Genomic DNA, 17,790 nt, shown 5'->3' on the forward strand with positions numbered 1-17,790 from the left:
GGAGTTTTTAATGAGTGATTTTATAAGTGTGCATTTGTTTTTTGTATATATTTTAATAATTTTAGAACTTTTATATTTTGTTTTTTCACAATATTTAAAGGACATTCATAAATATATTTTTAGAATTAGAGTGCTTTTGCCTGCTTATTATACGATAATTGTTTGTGTTTTTTTTACAGGCATTATTATTGAAGCTATGAAGGGCTTTAATGATTTTAGATTTTTAATGCTATTTGCTGTTATTTTAATTTTAGGAATTTCTATATTTCAATTTATTAAATTTAAAAAATATAGAAAAAGCAAAGAATATTTAAAATTTAAAAAATTAAGTTTATTTTTAGAGCTTATAAAATTATTTGCTATTTTAATTGCAGGATTTAACAATGTTTTATTATTTTAATGATTTAGCAGGTAGTGAAGAAATTGTTTTAGATAGTGAATTAGTATCTCATTTTAAAGCTAGGCGAGAACAAATAGGAAATATAGTAAATATAAGTAGATTAGATGGGTTTTTATACAAATATGAAATAATATTTATGCAAAGAAATAAAATCATTTTAAAAATGCTAGAACAATGTGAATTTAAAGCAAATAAAAGTGGTGTAAAAATTGCACTTGCTATGATAGAAATTGATAGTATTTTTGAAATTGCACCTTATTTAAATGAATTAGGATTAGAAGAATTATTTTTAGTTTATACAGATTTTTCTCAAAAATCTTATAAATTTGATGATAAAAAACTAGCTAAACTTGAAAAGATTTTGCATAATTCAAGCTCACAATGTGCTAGGGCTGATATTTTAAAAATCACAATTTTAAATAATTTAGCCGAACTTAAAAAACTTTATAATGATTTTGTTTTAATTGATTTTAATAAAAATGATTTATGCGAGTTTAATAAAGATTGTTTATATGTAATTGGCCCTGAAGGTGGTTTTAGTGAAAAAGAAAGGAATTTATTTAAAACTCAAGGTTTAAAAATTACAAATATTTTAAAAGCAAAAACGGCTATTATAAGCATAAGTTCAAAAATTTTAATGTAGATTTAATGTAATTTAAGATACAATCACAGCTTTATTTATGCCAAAAAGGAAAATATTATGAAAAAAGACATTCATCCAGATTATAAAAAATGCACTGTAACTTGTGCTTGTGGAAATACTTTTGTAACTAAATCAAATAAAGAAGAATTAAGAGTAGATATATGCTCAAGTTGTCATCCATTTTTCACAGGAAGTGAAAAAATTGTAGATGCTGCAGGTAGAGTTGAGAAGTTTAAGAAAAAATATTCAATGCAATAATGCTTTATTTCGTTCCTACACCAATAGGAAATCTAGGCGATATTTCATATCGTGCTTTAGAAGTCTTACAAGTTTGCGAGTTAATTTTTTGTGAAGATGTGCGAGTTTGTAAGGCTTTACTTAATTTATTAAGTAGTAAATATAATATAGAATTTAATATAAATAATTTCATATCACTACATTCACACAATGAAAAAGATTTTGATTTTTCTAAAATTGATTTTTCTAAAAATATAGCTTATTTGAGTGATGCAGGTATGCCTTGCATAAGTGATCCTGGAATTTCACTAGTAAAATATGCTCAAGAAAATGATATAAAATATAGTGTTTTGCCTGGTGCAAATGCTGCTATTACTGCACTTGTTGCAAGTGGGTTTTCTGATAAGGAATTTATATTTTTAGGATTTTTAAATATCAAAAAAAATCGTCAAGCTCAAATAGAAAATGCTCTAAACCAAAGCTATCCAACTATTATATATGAAGCTCCTACAAGGATTTTGGATTTAGTATTAGATATTGCAAAAATTGATGAAGATAAAGAATTATTTTTAATTAAAGAAATATCAAAAATGTATGAAAAAACCTATAAAGATACTGCTAAAAATCTAGCAAATATTTTAAAAAATGAGAATTTAAAAGGTGAATGGGTAGTGGTTATAAATAATGAAAATTCTATTTCAAATTCTAATATAAATTCTCAAGATATTTTAAATCTTAATATAAGTTTAAAAGATAAAGCGAAATTATTGAGTAAATTAAATGGGCTTAGCCCAAAACAAAATTATGAAAATTTATTAAAGAGTGAAAAATGATAATTTACGGCAAACAAGTGCTAATGCACTATATTACAAAACATCCTGAAAAAATAGAAGAAATATATTTAGCAAAAGATTTAGATAAAGATAGCTTTAGACAAATTACAAAATTAGGCAAAAAAATCCATAAGTTAGATTTTATTAAAGCTCAAGCAATGGCAAAGGGTGGAAATCATCAAGGCTATTTAGCAAAAGTTAGCGAATACGAATTAGCAAATGTAAATGAGTTTAAAAAATTTGAAAAAATTGTTTTATTGCACGAATTAAGCGATGTTGGAAATATAGGTTCAATTGCTAGAAGTGCTTATGCTTTAGGGTTTGATGGGATTATTCATTCAGGAAATAATATTAATATAGAAGCAGTTATGCGTTCTAGTGCTGGTGCTTTACTTGAATTAAAATTAGCATTTACTAAGGATATTTTAAGCTTGGTTAATGAATTTAAGCAAGTTGGTTTTAGCTTTTATGCTGCAAATAATTCAGAAAATGCTAAAGAGCATAATAAAATAAAATATGCTACAAAATCGGTTTTAGTTATGGGTAGCGAAGGTAATGGACTTAGTTCTAAGATTATTAAATCTTGTAATGAAGAAGTAAAAATTACTATGAAAAATAATTTTGATAGCCTAAATGTTAGTAATGCTTTTGCTATTTTAGGCGATAGGATGATAAATGAATGAAGTAGATTATTTAAAAAGTTTTTCTGTTAAAGAAATAGCTTTAAAAACTCACTTAGATGAAGCTAGAATTAAAGCAATAATTAATAAAGATTATGAGAATTTAAGTAGTGTTAATATTGCAATGAATATAAAGATTTTAGAGCGTGAATATAATATTGATTTTAGCGAATGGTTAAATGAATATAATGAATATAAAAACAATCATTTTAAGGACAAAAAAAATTCTTTAAAAGTAAAACCTAAAGTAATGGGTTATAACTCTGATAAGGAATCAAATAGTAATTTAGCTTATTTTATATATCTTAGTTTAGCTACTATTATTGTAATAGCTGGGGTTTTTTATTATTTTAATTATTATGATGAAAATTCTCAAGAAGTAGTAGAAAATACCACAACTCAAGAAAAACCAATAGAAGAATTGCAAGTAAATCAGCAAGAAAATTCTACACAAACCAAAACTCAAATAGAACCTATTAAAGAAGTAAAAGAAGAAATAAAACCAGCTACTCCTTTAGTAGAGAAAAAGCCTGAAGAAGTAAAAGAAGATAAAAAGCCTGAAAATTTAGAAGAGAGTAAAATCAATACAAAAGAAGAAACAATTCAAATTCCAGCACAAGTAGAGCTTATTCCTGAAATAAAACCACAAGAGATTAAAACTCAAGAAGTTAAAGTTCAAGAAGTAAAATCTAATGAAATTAAAGAAGAAAAAGCAGAGATTATAGAGCCTAAAGTAGAGATTAAAAAAGATAATAAATTATTATTAAGTCCAAATTCTAAGGTTTGGGTTAGTGTTAAGAATTTAAAAACAAAAGAAACTAAAAATTATATGATAGTAAAAAGTGCTAGTTTTACTCAAGACTCTTTAATTTTTGTTGGTAATAACTTATTCACTCTTGAGTTAGATGGTTCTAAGATAGAATTACCTAGCACAAATGATGCTAGATATATTTTATTTAAAGATGGAAAAGTTACTTTTTTAAGTCAAAAAGAATATACAAAATTAGATAAGGCAAAATAATGAAAAAATTAATATGTTTATTTGTATTAGCTAGTTTTTCTTATGCTACTTCTTCTTATGAAATAGCTTCAAAATTAGTAAATGATGATAGCAAAGATGCAAAGCTTAGATTATTGTTTCCTAGTGGGTCTTATATGCAAGGAAATATGCCAAATATTAAAGCAATTACTCAAGTTTTAAAAATGAATTCTTTATTAACTTATGCTTATTCAAACGCTACAAATATGCAAATTAAATTTAGCGCAAAGGCAAAAGCAGGGATATTTTTAAAGGCTATTACAAAAGCTTATGAGCAAATAGGAATTAATTATTATTTAGTTAGTGAATATGTAAAAAATAATGATGAAATTAGTGTTGCTTTTACGATTAATTCAAAATTTAGTATAGACCCAGGTGCTTTATACGAAGCTTTAAAAAAGACAGGGGTATATATAATAGATGCTAGAAGAAATCAGAATGAATTTAGTTATGAACTTGATTTTAGCAGAGCAAATATACAAGCTGATTTTGAATTAAATAAAGGCGATTTATTAGAGCTTACTAAACCACTTGATGCGTATTTTATAAAAGTTAATAATATTTCTAAGCTCGTAATTGATAGAAATTTAAATAATATTTGGTATCCAAAGATTGAATTTTTGGATAAGAATTTAAATCTTATTTCAACTTATAAAAGTGAAAATAATTTTAAAGAATTAAATGTAGCAGTTCCTAAAATGTGTGCTTATATGATAGTAGGAGATGCTTTTACGCTAGAAAATATTAGATTAGGATTAAATATAAAGGGAATGTAATGAAAATAGCTTTATTAGGGTATGGAACGGTTGCTAGTGGTGTAGCAAAATTAATCAAAACAAATTCTGAATTAATTCAAAAAAGACTAGGCAAAAAATTAGAAATTTCTTTAGTTTATACAAGAGAGCATAAGGCAAATTGTCCTTATACTCAAACAAGTAATTTTGAAGATATTTTAAATAGCGATTGTGATGTAGTTTGTGAATTAATGGGTGGGACTACATTTGCTTATGAGTGCATTAAAAAAGCTCTTGAAAAAGGAAAACATGTAATAACAGCTAATAAAGCTTTACTTGCTTATTATCGTTATGATATTGAAAATATGCTAAAGCCTAATCAATATTTTGGCTATGAAGCAAGTGTTGCTGGCGGTGTGCCTATTATTAAAATTATCAAAGAAGGTTTAAGTGCTAATAAATTTAATTGTATTAAAGGTATATTAAATGGCACTTCAAATTACATTCTTACAAAAATGCAAAATGAAGGCTTAAGTTATGAAATAGCCTTAAAACAAGCTCAAGAATTAGGCTATGCAGAAGCTGATCCTACATTAGATATTAACGGAATGGACGCAGCACATAAACTAACCATTTTAGCAAGTCTTGCTTATGGAGTTAATATAAAACCTGAAGATATTTTGGTTCAAGGAATTGATAAGATTAGCAATGATGATTTTTATTTTGCTAAAGAATTTGAATTTGGAATTAAACTTTTAGCAATTGCAAAACAAAATAATGATAAGGTAGAAATTAGAGTTCATCCAACATTAATAGATAAAAATCATATCTTAGCTAGTGTAAATAATTCTATGAATGCTATTTTACTTAACGATAATGCTTTAGGGGAGAGTTTGTATTATGGAGCAGGTGCAGGAAGTCTTGAGACTGCTAGTGCTGTTTTAAGCGATTTAATGCAAATAGCTGATAATAAAACTCGTAAAATGCTAGGATATAATGAATTACCAGTGGTATCTTTAGTATCAACTTGCGATATAACTTCTAAATATTATTTAAGATTAAGTGTAGATGATAAGATAGGTGTTTTAAATAAAATTACAAGTTTAATGAGCAATAATGAAATTAGCATAGATAGTCTAATGCAACGCCCATCAAAAAATCAATCAAGAACGATTTTTATTACAACTCATCTTGCAAATGAAGCAAAAATCAATAAATTATTGCAAGAATTACAAGTTCAAGAATTTGTAAAAGATGAAATTAATTTAATAAGAATAGAAGAATAGTAATTCATTTAATAATTTGGAATATTATTTATAAAAGATAATTTTTATCCCATTTTAAAAAAGGGATAAAAAAGCTTTAGGAAAAGGAAAGGTTATGAAAGAAATTTATTTAGACAATAACGCTACTACTATGATAGACCCAAGCGTTTTTGAATTAATGAAGCCGTATTTAGAAAATATATATGGTAATCCAAATTCACTTCATCGCTATGGTCAAGCTACTCATAAAGCATTAAATGATGCTTTAAATAAATTATATAGCGGATTAGGAGCGAGTGATTTAGATGATGTGATTATTACATCTTGTGCTACTGAAAGCATAAACTGGGTTTTAAAAGGAATTTATTTTGATGAGATTTTAAATAAAGATAAAAACGAAATCATTATAAGTGGAGTTGAACACCCAGCAGTTGGTGCAGCCTGTGCTTTTTTAGAAGCTAGATTAGGTGTTAAGGTTAAAACTTTACCTGTAAATAGCGAAGGAACTTGCAATGTTGATGATTTAAAAGCAATGATAAGCGATAAAACAGCACTTGTGAATGTTATGTGGGCAAATAATGAAACAGGAATGATTTTCCCTATTAAAGAATTAGCTCAAGTTGCACACGAGCACGGAGCTTTATTTCACACTGACGCAACCCAAGCGGTTGGTAAAATAAAAGTTGATTTTAGAAGTGCAGGAGTTGATTTTGCGTCATTTTCAGCACACAAATTCCACGGGCCAAAAGGTGTTGGTGGTCTTTATATAAAACAAGGTTTAAAACTTACTTCATTACTTCACGGCGGAGAGCATATGGGTGGTCGTAGAAGTGGGACATTAAATGTAGCTGGAATAGTTGGAATGGCAGAAGCGTTAAGACTTGCTAATTTAATGCTTGATTACGAAAACTCTCATATAAGAAGATTAAGAGATAAATTAGAAGATGAGATTTTAACAATTCCTGATGTTAGTGTAGTAGGAAGTAGGGCAAATAGAGTTCCTAATACTATTTTAGCAAGTATTAAGGGTGTTGAAGGTGAAGCGATGCTATGGGATTTAAATAAGGCTGGAATTGCAGCAAGTACAGGAAGTGCTTGTGCTTCTGAAACTCTTGAGAGTAATCCTATTATGGAAGCAATAGGAGCTGAAGCTGATTTAGCTCATACGGCTTTAAGATTAAGCCTTAGTCGTTTTAATACAGAAAGTGAAATTGATTACGCAGCAGAACAAATTAAAGCAGCAGCTAAGCGTTTAAGAGCAATTTCTAGCACTTACGCTTATTCTCCAAGCTGGCTTAAAAAGGATAAATAATGGCAAAAAATAATTTAATAAGTGGTTCAATTTGGGATGAATATTCACAAAAAGTTCAAGATTTAATGAATAATCCAATTCATATGGGTGAGCTTACAGAAGAAGACGCAAAAGCTACTAATACAAGATTAATAGTTGCAGATTTTGGAGCTGAAAGTTGTGGCGATGCTGTTAGGCTTTATTGGTTAGTAGATGAAGCTACTAATATTATTAAGGACGCAAAATTTAAAAGCTTTGGCTGTGGGACTGCAATTGCTAGTAGTGATACAATGGCAGGACTTTGTATAGGCAAAAGTGTTGATGAAGCTGTAAAAATTACAAATATAGATGTGGAATTTGCAATGCGTGATAACCCTGATACTCCTGCAGTTCCACCTCAAAAAATGCACTGCAGTGTAATGGCGTATGATGTTATAAAAGCTGCAGCAGCTCAATATAAAGGTATTAATCCTGAAGATTTTGAAGATGAGATTATAGTTTGTGAATGTGCTAGAGTAAGCCTAAAAACTATTAAAGAAGTAATAAAATTAAATGATTTAAAATCAGTTGAGCAAATTACTCAATATACTAAAGCAGGTGGCTTTTGCAAATCTTGTGTAAGACCTGGTGGCCATGAAAAAAGAGAGTATTATTTGGTTGATATATTGGCTGAAACTAGAGCTGAAATGGATAAAGAACGCTTGAAAAAAGCTAATTTAAGCGATAATTTTGATGATTTAACCGTTGTAAAACAAATTAAAGCAGTTGAAGAATTATTAGATACTGAAATTCGCCCAATGCTACATATGGATGGTGGAGATTTAGAAGTAATTGATATTCAAAAAAGTAGCGATGGAATGTGCGATTTATACATTAGATATCTAGGCGCATGTAGTGGCTGTTCTAGTGGAAGCACTGGGACATTATATGCTATTGAAAATATTCTTCAAGAAAATCTTAGTCCAAACATTAGAGTAATTCCAGTGTGATTACAAAATAGGAAATATTTTTATTTCCTATTTTAATTTTTCTTATTACATATCATTCATAATATTGCTAAAGAATTTAAAATCAAATATTTTAAGAAGTAGATATATTGCATATAAGTAGCAATTTTTTAAAAATTTACTTGATTATAAAATAGATTAAAGCTTTATGTATGGGACTTTAAATAACTTTTAAAAGTATAAAAACTAATATATAAATAACACATATAATTTTTATAAAACTTCATAAAACGCACGAAATTAAATTAGCATTGAAAGTAATTTAAGGTTTTAACTAAATAAACTTAAAAAAATATTTTATAAAAACTTTTTATAACTCTAATACAACGAAGTTTTAAATTAATTTTTAAAAATAATCTTAATTAAAACCTATATGCTAAATCTAATATCATATTTAATTATTAAACAAAAAATATTAGATAAACCGAATTTATAAGAAAATAAATTAATTTTGTAATTTATTTTCACTTAATAATCTTGTTAATTCTCCTGCTTTTGCTGGGGTCATTTTTGCTAGTATTGATGATATTTTTTTAGCTTCAAGACTTAAAAATATTTTTATAACTTCTTTTTCATCCATTGTTTCTAAAATAGCCGCCGCCGCCGCATCTTTCATCTTAGCATAGGCATTTGATACTTTATTTATTTTATTTTCTGTAATTTCATTTTTTAATTGTCTAATTTCGGCTAAAATTTTTGCATTATTGTTTCTAATTTCATCTAATTTATCTTGTTCTTTTTTTATCTCTTCTAACATTGCTAAGTTTTTTTCTTCTTTTTCTTTTTGAATAGCTAAAAAAGCAGCCTTATAGCTTTCTAATGCTTGTTTTGCTTCGTCTAATTCTTCTATCTTTCTATCCATTTGTATTTGTTGGCTAGCAAAATAAGCGCTACAATCTTGTGCGTAAGTAAAAGAGATTAAACTCATAAGAATTAATAATTTTTTCAAGATTTTTCCTTTTTTAACATTGTTATTAAAATACCAATCATAATTAAAGCAAATCCAATTATTTGAACGATTAATAAGCTTGTCCCTAACCATAAATATCCAATAATTGCAGCAGCCAATGGTTCGTTTGATGATATTAGACTAGCTTTACTTGCTCCTATTTCTTGCAAACCAACCATAAAAAAACCAAAAGCCATAGTAGTTCCAACTACAATTACTCCTAACATAGCAAGTATTAATTCTAAATCAATTTGCACTTCAAATTCCCAAATCTTTTGATATAGACAAAAAGCAATTCCTGCAATAAGCATAGCAAAACCTAAATTAGGCAAAGGAGAATAAATCATATTAATTTTTCTAGGAATAATTGCATAACAAACTGCTCCAATTGATGATAAAAAGCATATAATTAAAGCCTTAGTAGATATTACAAATTTATTAAAATCACCATTAGTTGATAGCAAAAAAGCTCCACATAATACACAAATTAAAGCTAGAATTTCATATATGTTAGGAAATCTTTTTTGTTCAAAACATACGATTAGCACTATAAAAACAGGGGCTGTATATTGAATTACGGTAGCAATTGCAGCATTGCTTAATTCAATTCCGTAAAAGTATGTATATTGACACATAAAAATGCCGAAAAATGAAAATATTAATAATGTAAATAGGTGTTTTGTGTTTTTAAAAATTAAAAAATTAATTTTGATTTTTCTTACTAAACAAAATAAAAGCATTAATATTCCAGCAAATAATAATCTTAATGGCACTAGAAAATCAGCATTTAAGCCTTTTTTTAAGAATATAAATTCTCCACAAACACCACTAAATCCCCAGCAAATTCCACCTAAAAAAACTAAAATTACCCCATAATTTCTACTCATATTAATCCTTTAAGCAATTATAGTTTAAATGCTATTTTATTTGCTTAATTTTTTAGATTAATTAATTTATTTTATTAAATACTTAAAGTGATTATAAATTAAATAAATAGTATGGATTTTATAATAATAATTATTAGAATTTAAAATAATTTTTCAGTTTATTTTAAAATTAAATAATTAAAATAAAAATATAATTTTAATTTAAGGAGATTAAGATGAAAGTCTTAAAAAAAGTTTCAAGTTCATTGGTTTTAGCTACTATGCTAATGGGGGGGTAATTTATTTGCTTTAAGCGAAGGTAATGAATACATTACATTAAGCACTCCTATCCCAAATGCTCAAAATTCAGTTTATGAAGTATGGTCTTATAGATGCACACATTGCTATTCACATCATAAAGCAAAAACTATGGAAAAAATCCAAGCTGCATTCCCTGATGTAAAAGTTGGATATTTATTAGTAAAAACTATGGGAGATTATGGCAAGCAAGCTGCTGAAGTTTTAGCTTATGCACAAAATGAAGATGAAAAAGCAGGAAGAAAAGTTGCTGACGCACATAGCTTACACCATAAAGTAAGTGATGCTTATTTTTCAGCTTATTTTAAGAAAAATCAAAGATGGGGAAATGGTGCTGAGCCAGATAAATTTTATGAAACAGGTCTAAAAGCTTTAGGAATTGATAAAGCAAAATTAGATGAGTTTTTAGCTACTCCTAAGGCTCAAGAAATCATTGCTTCTTATGAAATCGCTGACCCTATTTCAAAAAATTTCGGAACTCCAGGTTTTGTAGTTAATGGAAAATATGAAGTAAATATTTCAAAAATTGGCTCGCCTGAAGCTTTAGTTGAGGTTATTAAAGAATTACTTAGTATGTAAGGAGTTTTGCTATGAAGCTTCTTAATAAATTAACAAGCCTACAAGAAGGTAGGCTTTTATGGATATTAATGGTTGTTGTTACACTAGGTCTTACTTGTGTAGCACATTATTTCTTTCAAGATTATTTATATATGCAGCCTTGCGAACAATGCGTATATATTAGATATGCAATGATAGTAATGGCAATAGGTGGCATAATAGCAGCTATTTATCCACATCAACTAACTAGAATTATTGGATATACTTTAGGTTTTTATGGTTGTTTAATAGGTTTTGGATTTTGTATAACTTTAAATGAAATTCACGAAGCAGTGCATAATGCAAATGCTTTTGGTGGAGTGCAAGGTTGTAGAGAAATTCCAATATATCCTTTTGCATTGCCTTTACACGAATTAGCACCAGGTTGGTTTTTACCTACTGGAGAATGTGGTCTTGATAATCCTATCGTGCCTGAAGATGCTTATGCTACTTTAAGTTCTTTTCAACAATTTTTTGTAGGAACTGAAGCGGGCGATTTTGAAGATGGATTTTATTCGCAAGGTTGGTATTTAATACCTAGTTTGCATTTTATGAATATGGCAATTGCATGTTTATTATGCTTTGTATGTTGTTTTGTTGCACTTTTAGCAATGTTTATAGGCTTTATATCAAAACCTTGCAAATGTGCAAAGATTGGTGCTATTATTGTAATAGCTGTTACTTTGATTTTATTTTTTAGTGGAAATGCTATTAAAGCAGCAAAAATTGCTTCAATGGCAGCTGGAATTTGAATATATTAATTTTTTAAAGGAGATTAAAATGAAAAAGGTATTGAGTTTATTTGCAGCAGCTGCAATTCTTTCAACAAGTGCTTATGCTATAGGTGGTGCTAGTGGTGCTAAGACTGATTATCACAAACAAGGCAAAATCGGTGAATTAGTAATGAACCCTTATAAAATCGCTCCACTTACTGCAGTTATTAAAAATGGTGGTTATAAATTAAGCGATGTTAGCGTTGAAATTGTTCCTAAGGAAAACGGAGTTCCTTTAAAATATAATGTTGCTAATAAATTTTTATTAACTCACGGTGGAATTCCAGTTTTTGGACTATATCCTAATTATTACAATACGGTTAAGGTTAGCTATACAAAAGAAGCAAATGGCAAAAAAGAAAGAGTAGAAAACGAAGTTTATGAAATGTATGCTAGTGCTATTTATGTAGAAGCTAGTGGAATTAAATTCCAAAAAGCTGCATTATTTAGTGAAGCTAAAGTAAATAAAATTGACCCAGAATTTAAAGATAGACTTTATTTTGTAAATAATATTGAAGAAAAAAGTGGAGCAGGAACTAAAGTAGTATGGAATAACCCAACAGGTGGGGCATTAGAATGGAATTATTATCCGCAAAACTTTATCATTGATACAACAGGAGAAGTTAGATGGTATATGTTAGCTACTCCAATTTATGACCTTGATAGCTCAACTATGGCTGGTGTTATGATGGGCTTTAAACAAGATACTGATGGTGCTTTAGTTTGGGGATATGGTCAAAGATATGCAAAATACGACATAATGGGAAGAGAGATTTTCAATCGTCGCTTACCTGCAAACTATATTGATTATTCACACCAACTTGATGTTGCAGCTAATGGAAATTATTTTTTAAGAGTTGCTAGTGCAAATACACTTCGCCCTGATGGTAAAAATGTAAGAACGGTAAGAGATGTTATCGTAGAAATTGATAGAGATGGTAATGTGGTTGATGATTGGAGATTATACGAAATACTTGACCCATATAGAGATATAGCATTAAAAGTTCTTGACCAAGGTGCAGTATGTTTAAATATTGATGCAAATAAAGCAGGTCAAACTTTAAGTGCTGAAGAATTAGCAAAACTTGATAGTAGTGATAAGTTTGGAGATATTGTTGGAACTGGAGCAGGTCGCAACTGGGCTCATGTAAATAGCGTTAGTTATGACCCAAGTGATGATAGTATTATCATTTCATCTCGCCATCAAAATGCGGTTGTAAAAATTGGTCGTGATAAAAAAATCAAGTGGATTTTAGGTGCTCACAAAGGTTGGAAAGATGAGTTTAAAAAATACTTATTACAACCTGTAGATAATAAAGGTAAAAAAATTGAGTGTGATGATGAATATAGTAAATGTCCAGGATATGAAAATCCTGAAGGTGGATTTGACTTCACTTGGACTCAACACACAGCTTATAGAATTCATGAATTAAGTAAAAAAGGTGTTACTTATATAACCGTATTTGATAACGGAGATAGTCGTGGTATGGAACAACCTGCGTTTCCAACTGATAAATACTCTCGTGCAGTTGTTTATAAAATAGATGAGAAAAAAATGAGCGTTGAACAAGTTTGGGAATACGGCAAACAAAGAGGTCATGAATGGTATAGCCCTGTAACTTCTCTAGCTCAATATAATGCAGATAAGAACTCAATTTTTGCGTATTCGGCTACTGCGGGAGCTAATTTTGATTTAGCAAATGGAGCATTCACTTCAGCGCCAAATCCATACATTATGGAATTTAAATATGGCTCAACTACTCCTAGCGTTGAAATCCAATTAAAAGATACAACAGGCTATCAAGCGTGGCCGTTTGATTTAGGCAAAGCACTTAGTAAATAAGTAAAAAAGAACTAGAATTATTTCTAGTTCTTTAAATTCTTAATAAAATATATAACAATACCTAAGGCTTTTTTGCAATCTTCTTGCTCTCCTAAGCCGCAAGATTTTTTAAAATATTTAAACGCTTTAAATAAATTATTATGTTTTACATACAAAATAGCTATATTTTTACAAGAAATCGCATTATCCATATTACAAGCTTTTAAATGATTTTCAAAACCTAATTTTTTGTTTTTCATCTTATCATTATATAAATATAATTGCCCTAAATTAAAGCAAGAATTTTGGTCATTTAACTTGCAATAATGTTCAAATATTTTAGCGGTTCTATCTAAGTTAGTATTTGTATTTATATATACGAAGGCTAATTGCATACAAGCGTCTTTTATATTTGCTTTACAACCTTTAAATAAATATGGTTCTGCTTTAATATCATCTTTTAAAGTATTAGAATAAAATATACCTAAATTCCCACAAGAAATTCCATCATTGTTATTATACTCACAAGATAATTTATAATAATATTCAGCCTTTTGTAAGCTATCTGGATTGTTTTCTTCATTATAAATAGTTGCTAAATTATTACAAGCTTTATATGATTTTTCATTACAAGAGATTATGTATAGTTCTTTTGTTTTTTCTAAATCACATTCAACGCCTAAACATTTGTGATATTTTAAAGCTTCTTTATAATAATCTTGCGAAAAAGCAATCACGCTAATTAATGCGATTAATAATATTTTTTTCATTTTTTCTCCTTTTTTTCAAGTATCTTATTTTATTATAATTAAATATTATTCAGCAATTTAGTATTATTGATAGTAATTTTTAATTTATTTAAAAATAAAAATAATAATTGTTATAAATTTCTTGCTAATATTTCAATACTTTAAAATATTATTTAAGGAGAAAAATTGAAAAAGTTAGCTTTAACAATTCTAGCAAGCAGTGTGCTTTTGGCAAATGGTGTGGTGAATGTCTATACTTCAAGGCATTATGATTCGGATAAAATCGTATTTGACGCATTTACAGCAAAAACAGGCATCAAGGTTAATTTAGTTCAGGATAAAATTGACCCACTTATTACTAAACTAGAGCAAGAAGGCAAAGATACTCAAGCTGATTTGTTTATGACAGTTGGAGCTGGGGATTTATACAAAGCAAAATCAAAAGGCTTATTACAACCTTATTCATCAAAAATAGTTGATGAAAAAGTTCCTGCAAAATTTAGTGATAAAGACAAAACTTGGGCAGGAGTAACCTATAGAGCTAGAGTATTTGTGTATGACCCAAAACAAATTAACGAAAAAGACCTTAGCACTTATGAAGCATTAGCTGATGAGAAGTTTAAGGGCAAGGTTTTAACTCGTTCATCAACAGCTTCATATAATCGCCATTTAATAGCATTTATGATAGCAAAAGATGGGCTTAACCAAACTCAAGATTGGGCTAAAAAATTAGTTGCTAATTTTGCAAGAGAGCCAAAAGGCAATGATAGAGACCAAGCAAAAGCAATTGTAAGTGGCACAGGGGCAATTGCTATTATGAATAGCTATTATCTAGGTAGAATGTCAGTATCAAAAGACCCGATTGAACAAGAAGTATTCAAAAATCTTAAAATATTCTTCCCAAATCAAAACGATGGTGGAACGCATATAAATATAAGTGGAGCAGGTATTACAAAATATGCTAAAAATGCAAAAGAAGCAACCGCTTTAATGGAGTTTTTAGTAAGCAAAGAAGCTCAAGAGATTTTAGCTCAAACAAATTACGAATTTCCAGTAAATAGCGAAGCAAGTCCTGCTGATGTAGTTAAATCATGGGGTGAGTTTAAAGCAAGTGAAATTGATTTTAACGAAATAGCAAAAAATCTTGAAACCGCTCAAGTAGTAGCTGATAAGGCTTTATGGAAGTGAGAAGATTAAGCGATTTTTTAGCTTATTTGATATTATTTATAATATTAATTCCTATTTTTTATATTATATTTTTTATAACACAGCCGATTAAAGAAAATACGGCTGTGTTATTTGATAGCTACTTAGTAGAATATCTAAAAAATACAGGAATTATTGTGCTATTTACCCTGATTTTTTCTACGATTATTGGGGTGTTTTTAGCTTATTTTGAGAGTTTTTATGAGTTTAGATTTAGGAAATTTTTTAAGTTTTGCTTGGTTTTACCTTTTGCAATTCCTAGCTATTTGTTTGCCTATGTTTATGCTGATTTTTTCTCTTATTTTTCTTGGTTTAATATATTTTTAAGAGATACATTTAATATTAAAATCCATTTTGATATGATGAATATTTATGGAGTTATTTTTGTATTTTCAATATCGTTTTTTCCTTATACTTACATACTTACAAGGGGATTTTTAGCTAGATTTGCTTCTAGTTTAATTTATAGTGCAAGAAGTCTAGGTAAAAATGAATTTGAGATATTTTTTAAAGTCATTTTGCCTTTATCAAGACCTGTTATTGTAGCTGGTGCAAGTTTGTGTGCTATGGAGACGCTTAATGCTTATGGAGCGCCGAATTATTATGGTCTGCATGTATTTAGTACAGGTATTTACAAAGCTTGGATTGGATATGGGGATTTAAATGCTGCTATTAAATTAGCTGTGATTTTATTATTAATAGTATTTTTTATCTTATTTATTGAAAAAATCACTCAAAGACCTTATGAATTAGGCTCAAAACAATATGCACTAACAAGGACACAACTTAGCAAAAAAGCCGAAATAATTGTGCTTAGCTTGTTTTTTATAATTTTATTTATTAGCTTTATTTTGCCTGTTATTCACATTTTAATATGGTTTAAGAGAAGTTATTTTGATGTTGATTATGCTAATTTATTTGCACTTAGTAAAAATAGCTTTTTTTTAAGTGTAGCTTCTAGTGTGATTATTTTGATAATTGCTTTATTTTTAGCGGCAAATCAACGCTTTAAAAACAATAAATCAAAATTAATAATAAGCTCTTTAGCAAATATGGGCTATAGCATTCCTGGTTCTGTTGTAGCTGTTTGTATGCTTGTTATGTTTATTTTTATAGATAGAAGTTTGGCTTCTTTTTATGTTTATTTGGGGATTAATAAGAGTTTATTTTTAACTTTAAGTCCTGTGATTTTGATATTTGCTTATGTTGTTAGATTTTTATCATTAGGTTTTAATTCAATTAATTCAGGGCTTAATAGACTGCCTAGCTCACTAACTAATGCAAGGCATAGCTTGGGGATAAATCCTTTTAAAGGTTTTTTTAAGGTTGAGTTTGTTTTGATAATCCCTAGTTTGCTTAGTTCATTTATATTGATTTTTATTGAAGTAATTAAAGAATTGCCTTTAGCAAGTTTGCTTGCTACGAGTGAATTTAAAACCCTTTCGTTTGAGATGGATAGATATGCAAGTGATGAGCAGCTTGCTATGGTTAGTGCTCCTGCACTTGTGGTTGTATTAACTTGCTTTATATTATTAGTTATATTTAATTTGATTAAGGAAAGAAAATGAATTATTTTGAGTTTAAAAATGTGAGTTTTGGATACGAAAAGCTACTTTTTACAAATCTTAGCTTTAGTTTAAAACAAGGAGAAAAATTAGCCATCCTAGGAGAAAGTGGCAGTGGTAAAAGCACAATTTTAAAGCTAATTGCAGGATTTAACGAGCTAAAACAAGGAGAAATCTTTTTAGATAATGAAAATATTAGCAAAATTCCAGCTTATAAAAGAAATATAGGATTTTTATTTCAAGATTATGCTTTATTTCCACATTTAAATGTATTAGAAAATGTTATGTTTGGTATAAAAGATAAAGATAAAAAACAAATTGCCTTAGATATTTTAAATTCTTTAGATATAAAAAATCTTTTTAATTCTTATCCTAAGACTTTAAGCGGTGGTCAGCAACAACGCGTCGCACTTGCAAGGTGTATTGCTCAAAAGCCTAAATTATTGCTTTTAGATGAGCCTTTTTGTGCATTAGATGCTAATTTACGCTCTAGTGTTAGGACATTTGTTTTGGATTTTTTGAACAATTTAAACTTAACTTGCATTATGGTAACTCACGATTTAGCTGATGTGAATGCTTTAAAATCTTCAGTTTTAACATTAAAATGTGTATAAACTACACACTTTTTGAATTTTTTTACAAAAAGTTATTAAAAATGTTAAAAATTATTTTAAAATGAGCTTTTTAAAATTAATCAAAGGATTATTATGAGAACGCAAAACAACTCATTTTCGCTTGTTATTTTAACAGCGTTATTTTTTATGATGGGCTTTTTAACCGTTTTAAACGATATTTTAATCCCACATCTTAAAGAAC

The 17,790-nt window shown here is 28.3% G+C and carries 19 protein-coding genes; 16 read left to right on the plus strand and 3 right to left on the minus strand.

Features of this window, described 5'->3' with window-relative positions; translation table 11 throughout:
* The first annotated feature begins 10 nt into the window (after positions 1 to 10).
* The 10 genes from AVBRAN12654_RS01305 (at position 11) to AVBRAN12654_RS01350 (ending at position 8,111) form a co-directional block, all read left to right on the plus strand.
* On the plus strand, positions 11 to 400 hold the full coding sequence (locus tag AVBRAN12654_RS01305; protein ID WP_214116907.1) for a hypothetical protein: 390 nt from the start codon (positions 11 to 13) through the stop codon (positions 398 to 400).
* Positions 384 to 1,043, plus strand: a complete 660-nt coding sequence (locus tag AVBRAN12654_RS01310; RefSeq protein ID WP_214116905.1) for a 16S rRNA (uracil(1498)-N(3))-methyltransferase — start codon at positions 384 to 386, stop codon at positions 1,041 to 1,043. The genes AVBRAN12654_RS01305 and AVBRAN12654_RS01310 overlap by 17 nt, the downstream gene beginning before the upstream one ends.
* Positions 1,044 to 1,100: 57 nt before the next feature.
* Positions 1,101 to 1,301 carry a 50S ribosomal protein L31 gene (gene rpmE, locus AVBRAN12654_RS01315; RefSeq protein WP_214116903.1) on the plus strand — a complete coding sequence of 67 codons (201 nt, stop codon included), beginning with the start codon at positions 1,101 to 1,103 and terminating at the stop codon, positions 1,299 to 1,301.
* Positions 1,301 to 2,113 carry a 16S rRNA (cytidine(1402)-2'-O)-methyltransferase gene (gene rsmI / locus AVBRAN12654_RS01320; protein WP_214116901.1) on the plus strand — a complete coding sequence of 271 codons (813 nt, stop codon included), beginning with the start codon at positions 1,301 to 1,303 and terminating at the stop codon, positions 2,111 to 2,113. Before rpmE ends, rsmI begins: the two co-directional genes overlap by 1 nt.
* Positions 2,110 to 2,796 carry a TrmH family RNA methyltransferase gene (locus tag AVBRAN12654_RS01325; protein WP_336613781.1) on the plus strand — a complete coding sequence of 229 codons (687 nt, stop codon included), beginning with the start codon at positions 2,110 to 2,112 and terminating at the stop codon, positions 2,794 to 2,796. Before rsmI ends, AVBRAN12654_RS01325 begins: the two co-directional genes overlap by 4 nt.
* Positions 2,789 to 3,814, plus strand: coding sequence for a hypothetical protein (locus tag AVBRAN12654_RS01330; RefSeq protein ID WP_336609351.1), 1,026 nt, complete (start codon positions 2,789 to 2,791; stop codon positions 3,812 to 3,814). The genes AVBRAN12654_RS01325 and AVBRAN12654_RS01330 overlap by 8 nt, the downstream gene beginning before the upstream one ends.
* Positions 3,814 to 4,608: a hypothetical protein gene (locus AVBRAN12654_RS01335; protein ID WP_214116895.1), complete on the plus strand. Its 795-nt coding sequence runs from the start codon at positions 3,814 to 3,816 to the stop codon at positions 4,606 to 4,608. The genes AVBRAN12654_RS01330 and AVBRAN12654_RS01335 overlap by 1 nt, the downstream gene beginning before the upstream one ends.
* Complete coding sequence (locus AVBRAN12654_RS01340; protein ID WP_214116893.1) at positions 4,608 to 5,852, plus strand: homoserine dehydrogenase; 1,245 nt, start codon at positions 4,608 to 4,610, stop codon at positions 5,850 to 5,852. Before AVBRAN12654_RS01335 ends, AVBRAN12654_RS01340 begins: the two co-directional genes overlap by 1 nt.
* Before the next feature lie 94 nt (positions 5,853 to 5,946).
* Positions 5,947 to 7,143, plus strand: a complete 1,197-nt coding sequence (locus AVBRAN12654_RS01345) for a NifS family cysteine desulfurase (RefSeq protein ID WP_214116891.1) — start codon at positions 5,947 to 5,949, stop codon at positions 7,141 to 7,143.
* Positions 7,143 to 8,111, plus strand: coding sequence for an iron-sulfur cluster assembly scaffold protein (locus AVBRAN12654_RS01350; RefSeq protein ID WP_214116889.1), 969 nt, complete (start codon positions 7,143 to 7,145; stop codon positions 8,109 to 8,111). Before AVBRAN12654_RS01345 ends, AVBRAN12654_RS01350 begins: the two co-directional genes overlap by 1 nt.
* Before the next feature lie 463 nt (positions 8,112 to 8,574).
* Here the strand turns inward: AVBRAN12654_RS01350 and AVBRAN12654_RS01355 are convergent, their stop codons facing one another.
* Together AVBRAN12654_RS01355 and AVBRAN12654_RS01360 are read right to left on the minus strand one after the other, a co-directional pair.
* On the minus strand, positions 8,575 to 9,078 hold the full coding sequence (locus AVBRAN12654_RS01355) for a magnesium transporter MgtE N-terminal domain-containing protein (protein ID WP_214116887.1): 504 nt from the start codon (positions 9,076 to 9,078) through the stop codon (positions 8,575 to 8,577).
* A complete protein-coding gene (locus AVBRAN12654_RS01360) occupies positions 9,075 to 9,965 on the minus strand; it encodes a DMT family transporter (RefSeq protein WP_336609350.1) in 891 nt (296 codons plus the stop codon). Before AVBRAN12654_RS01360 ends, AVBRAN12654_RS01355 begins: the two co-directional genes overlap by 4 nt.
* Before the next feature lie 327 nt (positions 9,966 to 10,292).
* Here AVBRAN12654_RS01360 and AVBRAN12654_RS01365 point away from each other — a divergent pair, with 327 nt between their 5' ends.
* Genes AVBRAN12654_RS01365 through AVBRAN12654_RS01375 form a run of 3 tightly spaced genes read left to right on the plus strand, consistent with a single transcriptional unit; the run spans position 10,293 to position 13,475 of the window.
* Entirely contained in the window at positions 10,293 to 10,841 is a 549-nt protein-coding gene (locus tag AVBRAN12654_RS01365; protein ID WP_336613786.1) for a DsbA family protein, read from the plus strand.
* A gap of 11 nt (positions 10,842 to 10,852) precedes the next feature.
* Positions 10,853 to 11,611: a protein-disulfide oxidoreductase DsbI gene (dsbI, locus tag AVBRAN12654_RS01370; RefSeq protein WP_214119799.1), complete on the plus strand. Its 759-nt coding sequence runs from the start codon at positions 10,853 to 10,855 to the stop codon at positions 11,609 to 11,611.
* Between the two features lie 28 nt (positions 11,612 to 11,639).
* Positions 11,640 to 13,475: an aryl-sulfate sulfotransferase gene (locus tag AVBRAN12654_RS01375; protein ID WP_214116876.1), complete on the plus strand. Its 1,836-nt coding sequence runs from the start codon at positions 11,640 to 11,642 to the stop codon at positions 13,473 to 13,475.
* Positions 13,476 to 13,498: 23 nt separating this feature from the next.
* On the opposite strand, the gene AVBRAN12654_RS01380 is transcribed toward AVBRAN12654_RS01375, so the two are convergent.
* Positions 13,499 to 14,224, minus strand: coding sequence for a tetratricopeptide repeat protein (locus AVBRAN12654_RS01380; protein ID WP_336613782.1), 726 nt, complete (start codon positions 14,222 to 14,224; stop codon positions 13,499 to 13,501).
* Positions 14,225 to 14,389: 165 nt separating this feature from the next.
* Here AVBRAN12654_RS01380 and AVBRAN12654_RS01385 point away from each other — a divergent pair, with 165 nt between their 5' ends.
* The 3 genes from AVBRAN12654_RS01385 to AVBRAN12654_RS01395 are packed head-to-tail and all read left to right on the plus strand — an operon-like array spanning position 14,390 to position 17,588.
* A complete protein-coding gene (locus tag AVBRAN12654_RS01385) occupies positions 14,390 to 15,391 on the plus strand; it encodes a Fe(3+) ABC transporter substrate-binding protein (RefSeq protein WP_336613783.1) in 1,002 nt (333 codons plus the stop codon).
* On the plus strand, positions 15,382 to 16,977 hold the full coding sequence (locus AVBRAN12654_RS01390; RefSeq protein ID WP_336613784.1) for an ABC transporter permease: 1,596 nt from the start codon (positions 15,382 to 15,384) through the stop codon (positions 16,975 to 16,977). The genes AVBRAN12654_RS01385 and AVBRAN12654_RS01390 overlap by 10 nt, the downstream gene beginning before the upstream one ends.
* Positions 16,974 to 17,588 (plus strand): ABC transporter ATP-binding protein, encoded by a 615-nt coding sequence (locus tag AVBRAN12654_RS01395; protein WP_336613785.1) that lies wholly within the window; start codon positions 16,974 to 16,976, stop codon positions 17,586 to 17,588. Before AVBRAN12654_RS01390 ends, AVBRAN12654_RS01395 begins: the two co-directional genes overlap by 4 nt.
* Positions 17,589 to 17,790 lie beyond the last annotated feature (202 nt).

It is taken from the genome of Campylobacter sp. RM12654, assembly GCF_020137585.1.
Lineage (GTDB): Bacteria > Campylobacterota > Campylobacteria > Campylobacterales > Campylobacteraceae > Campylobacter_E.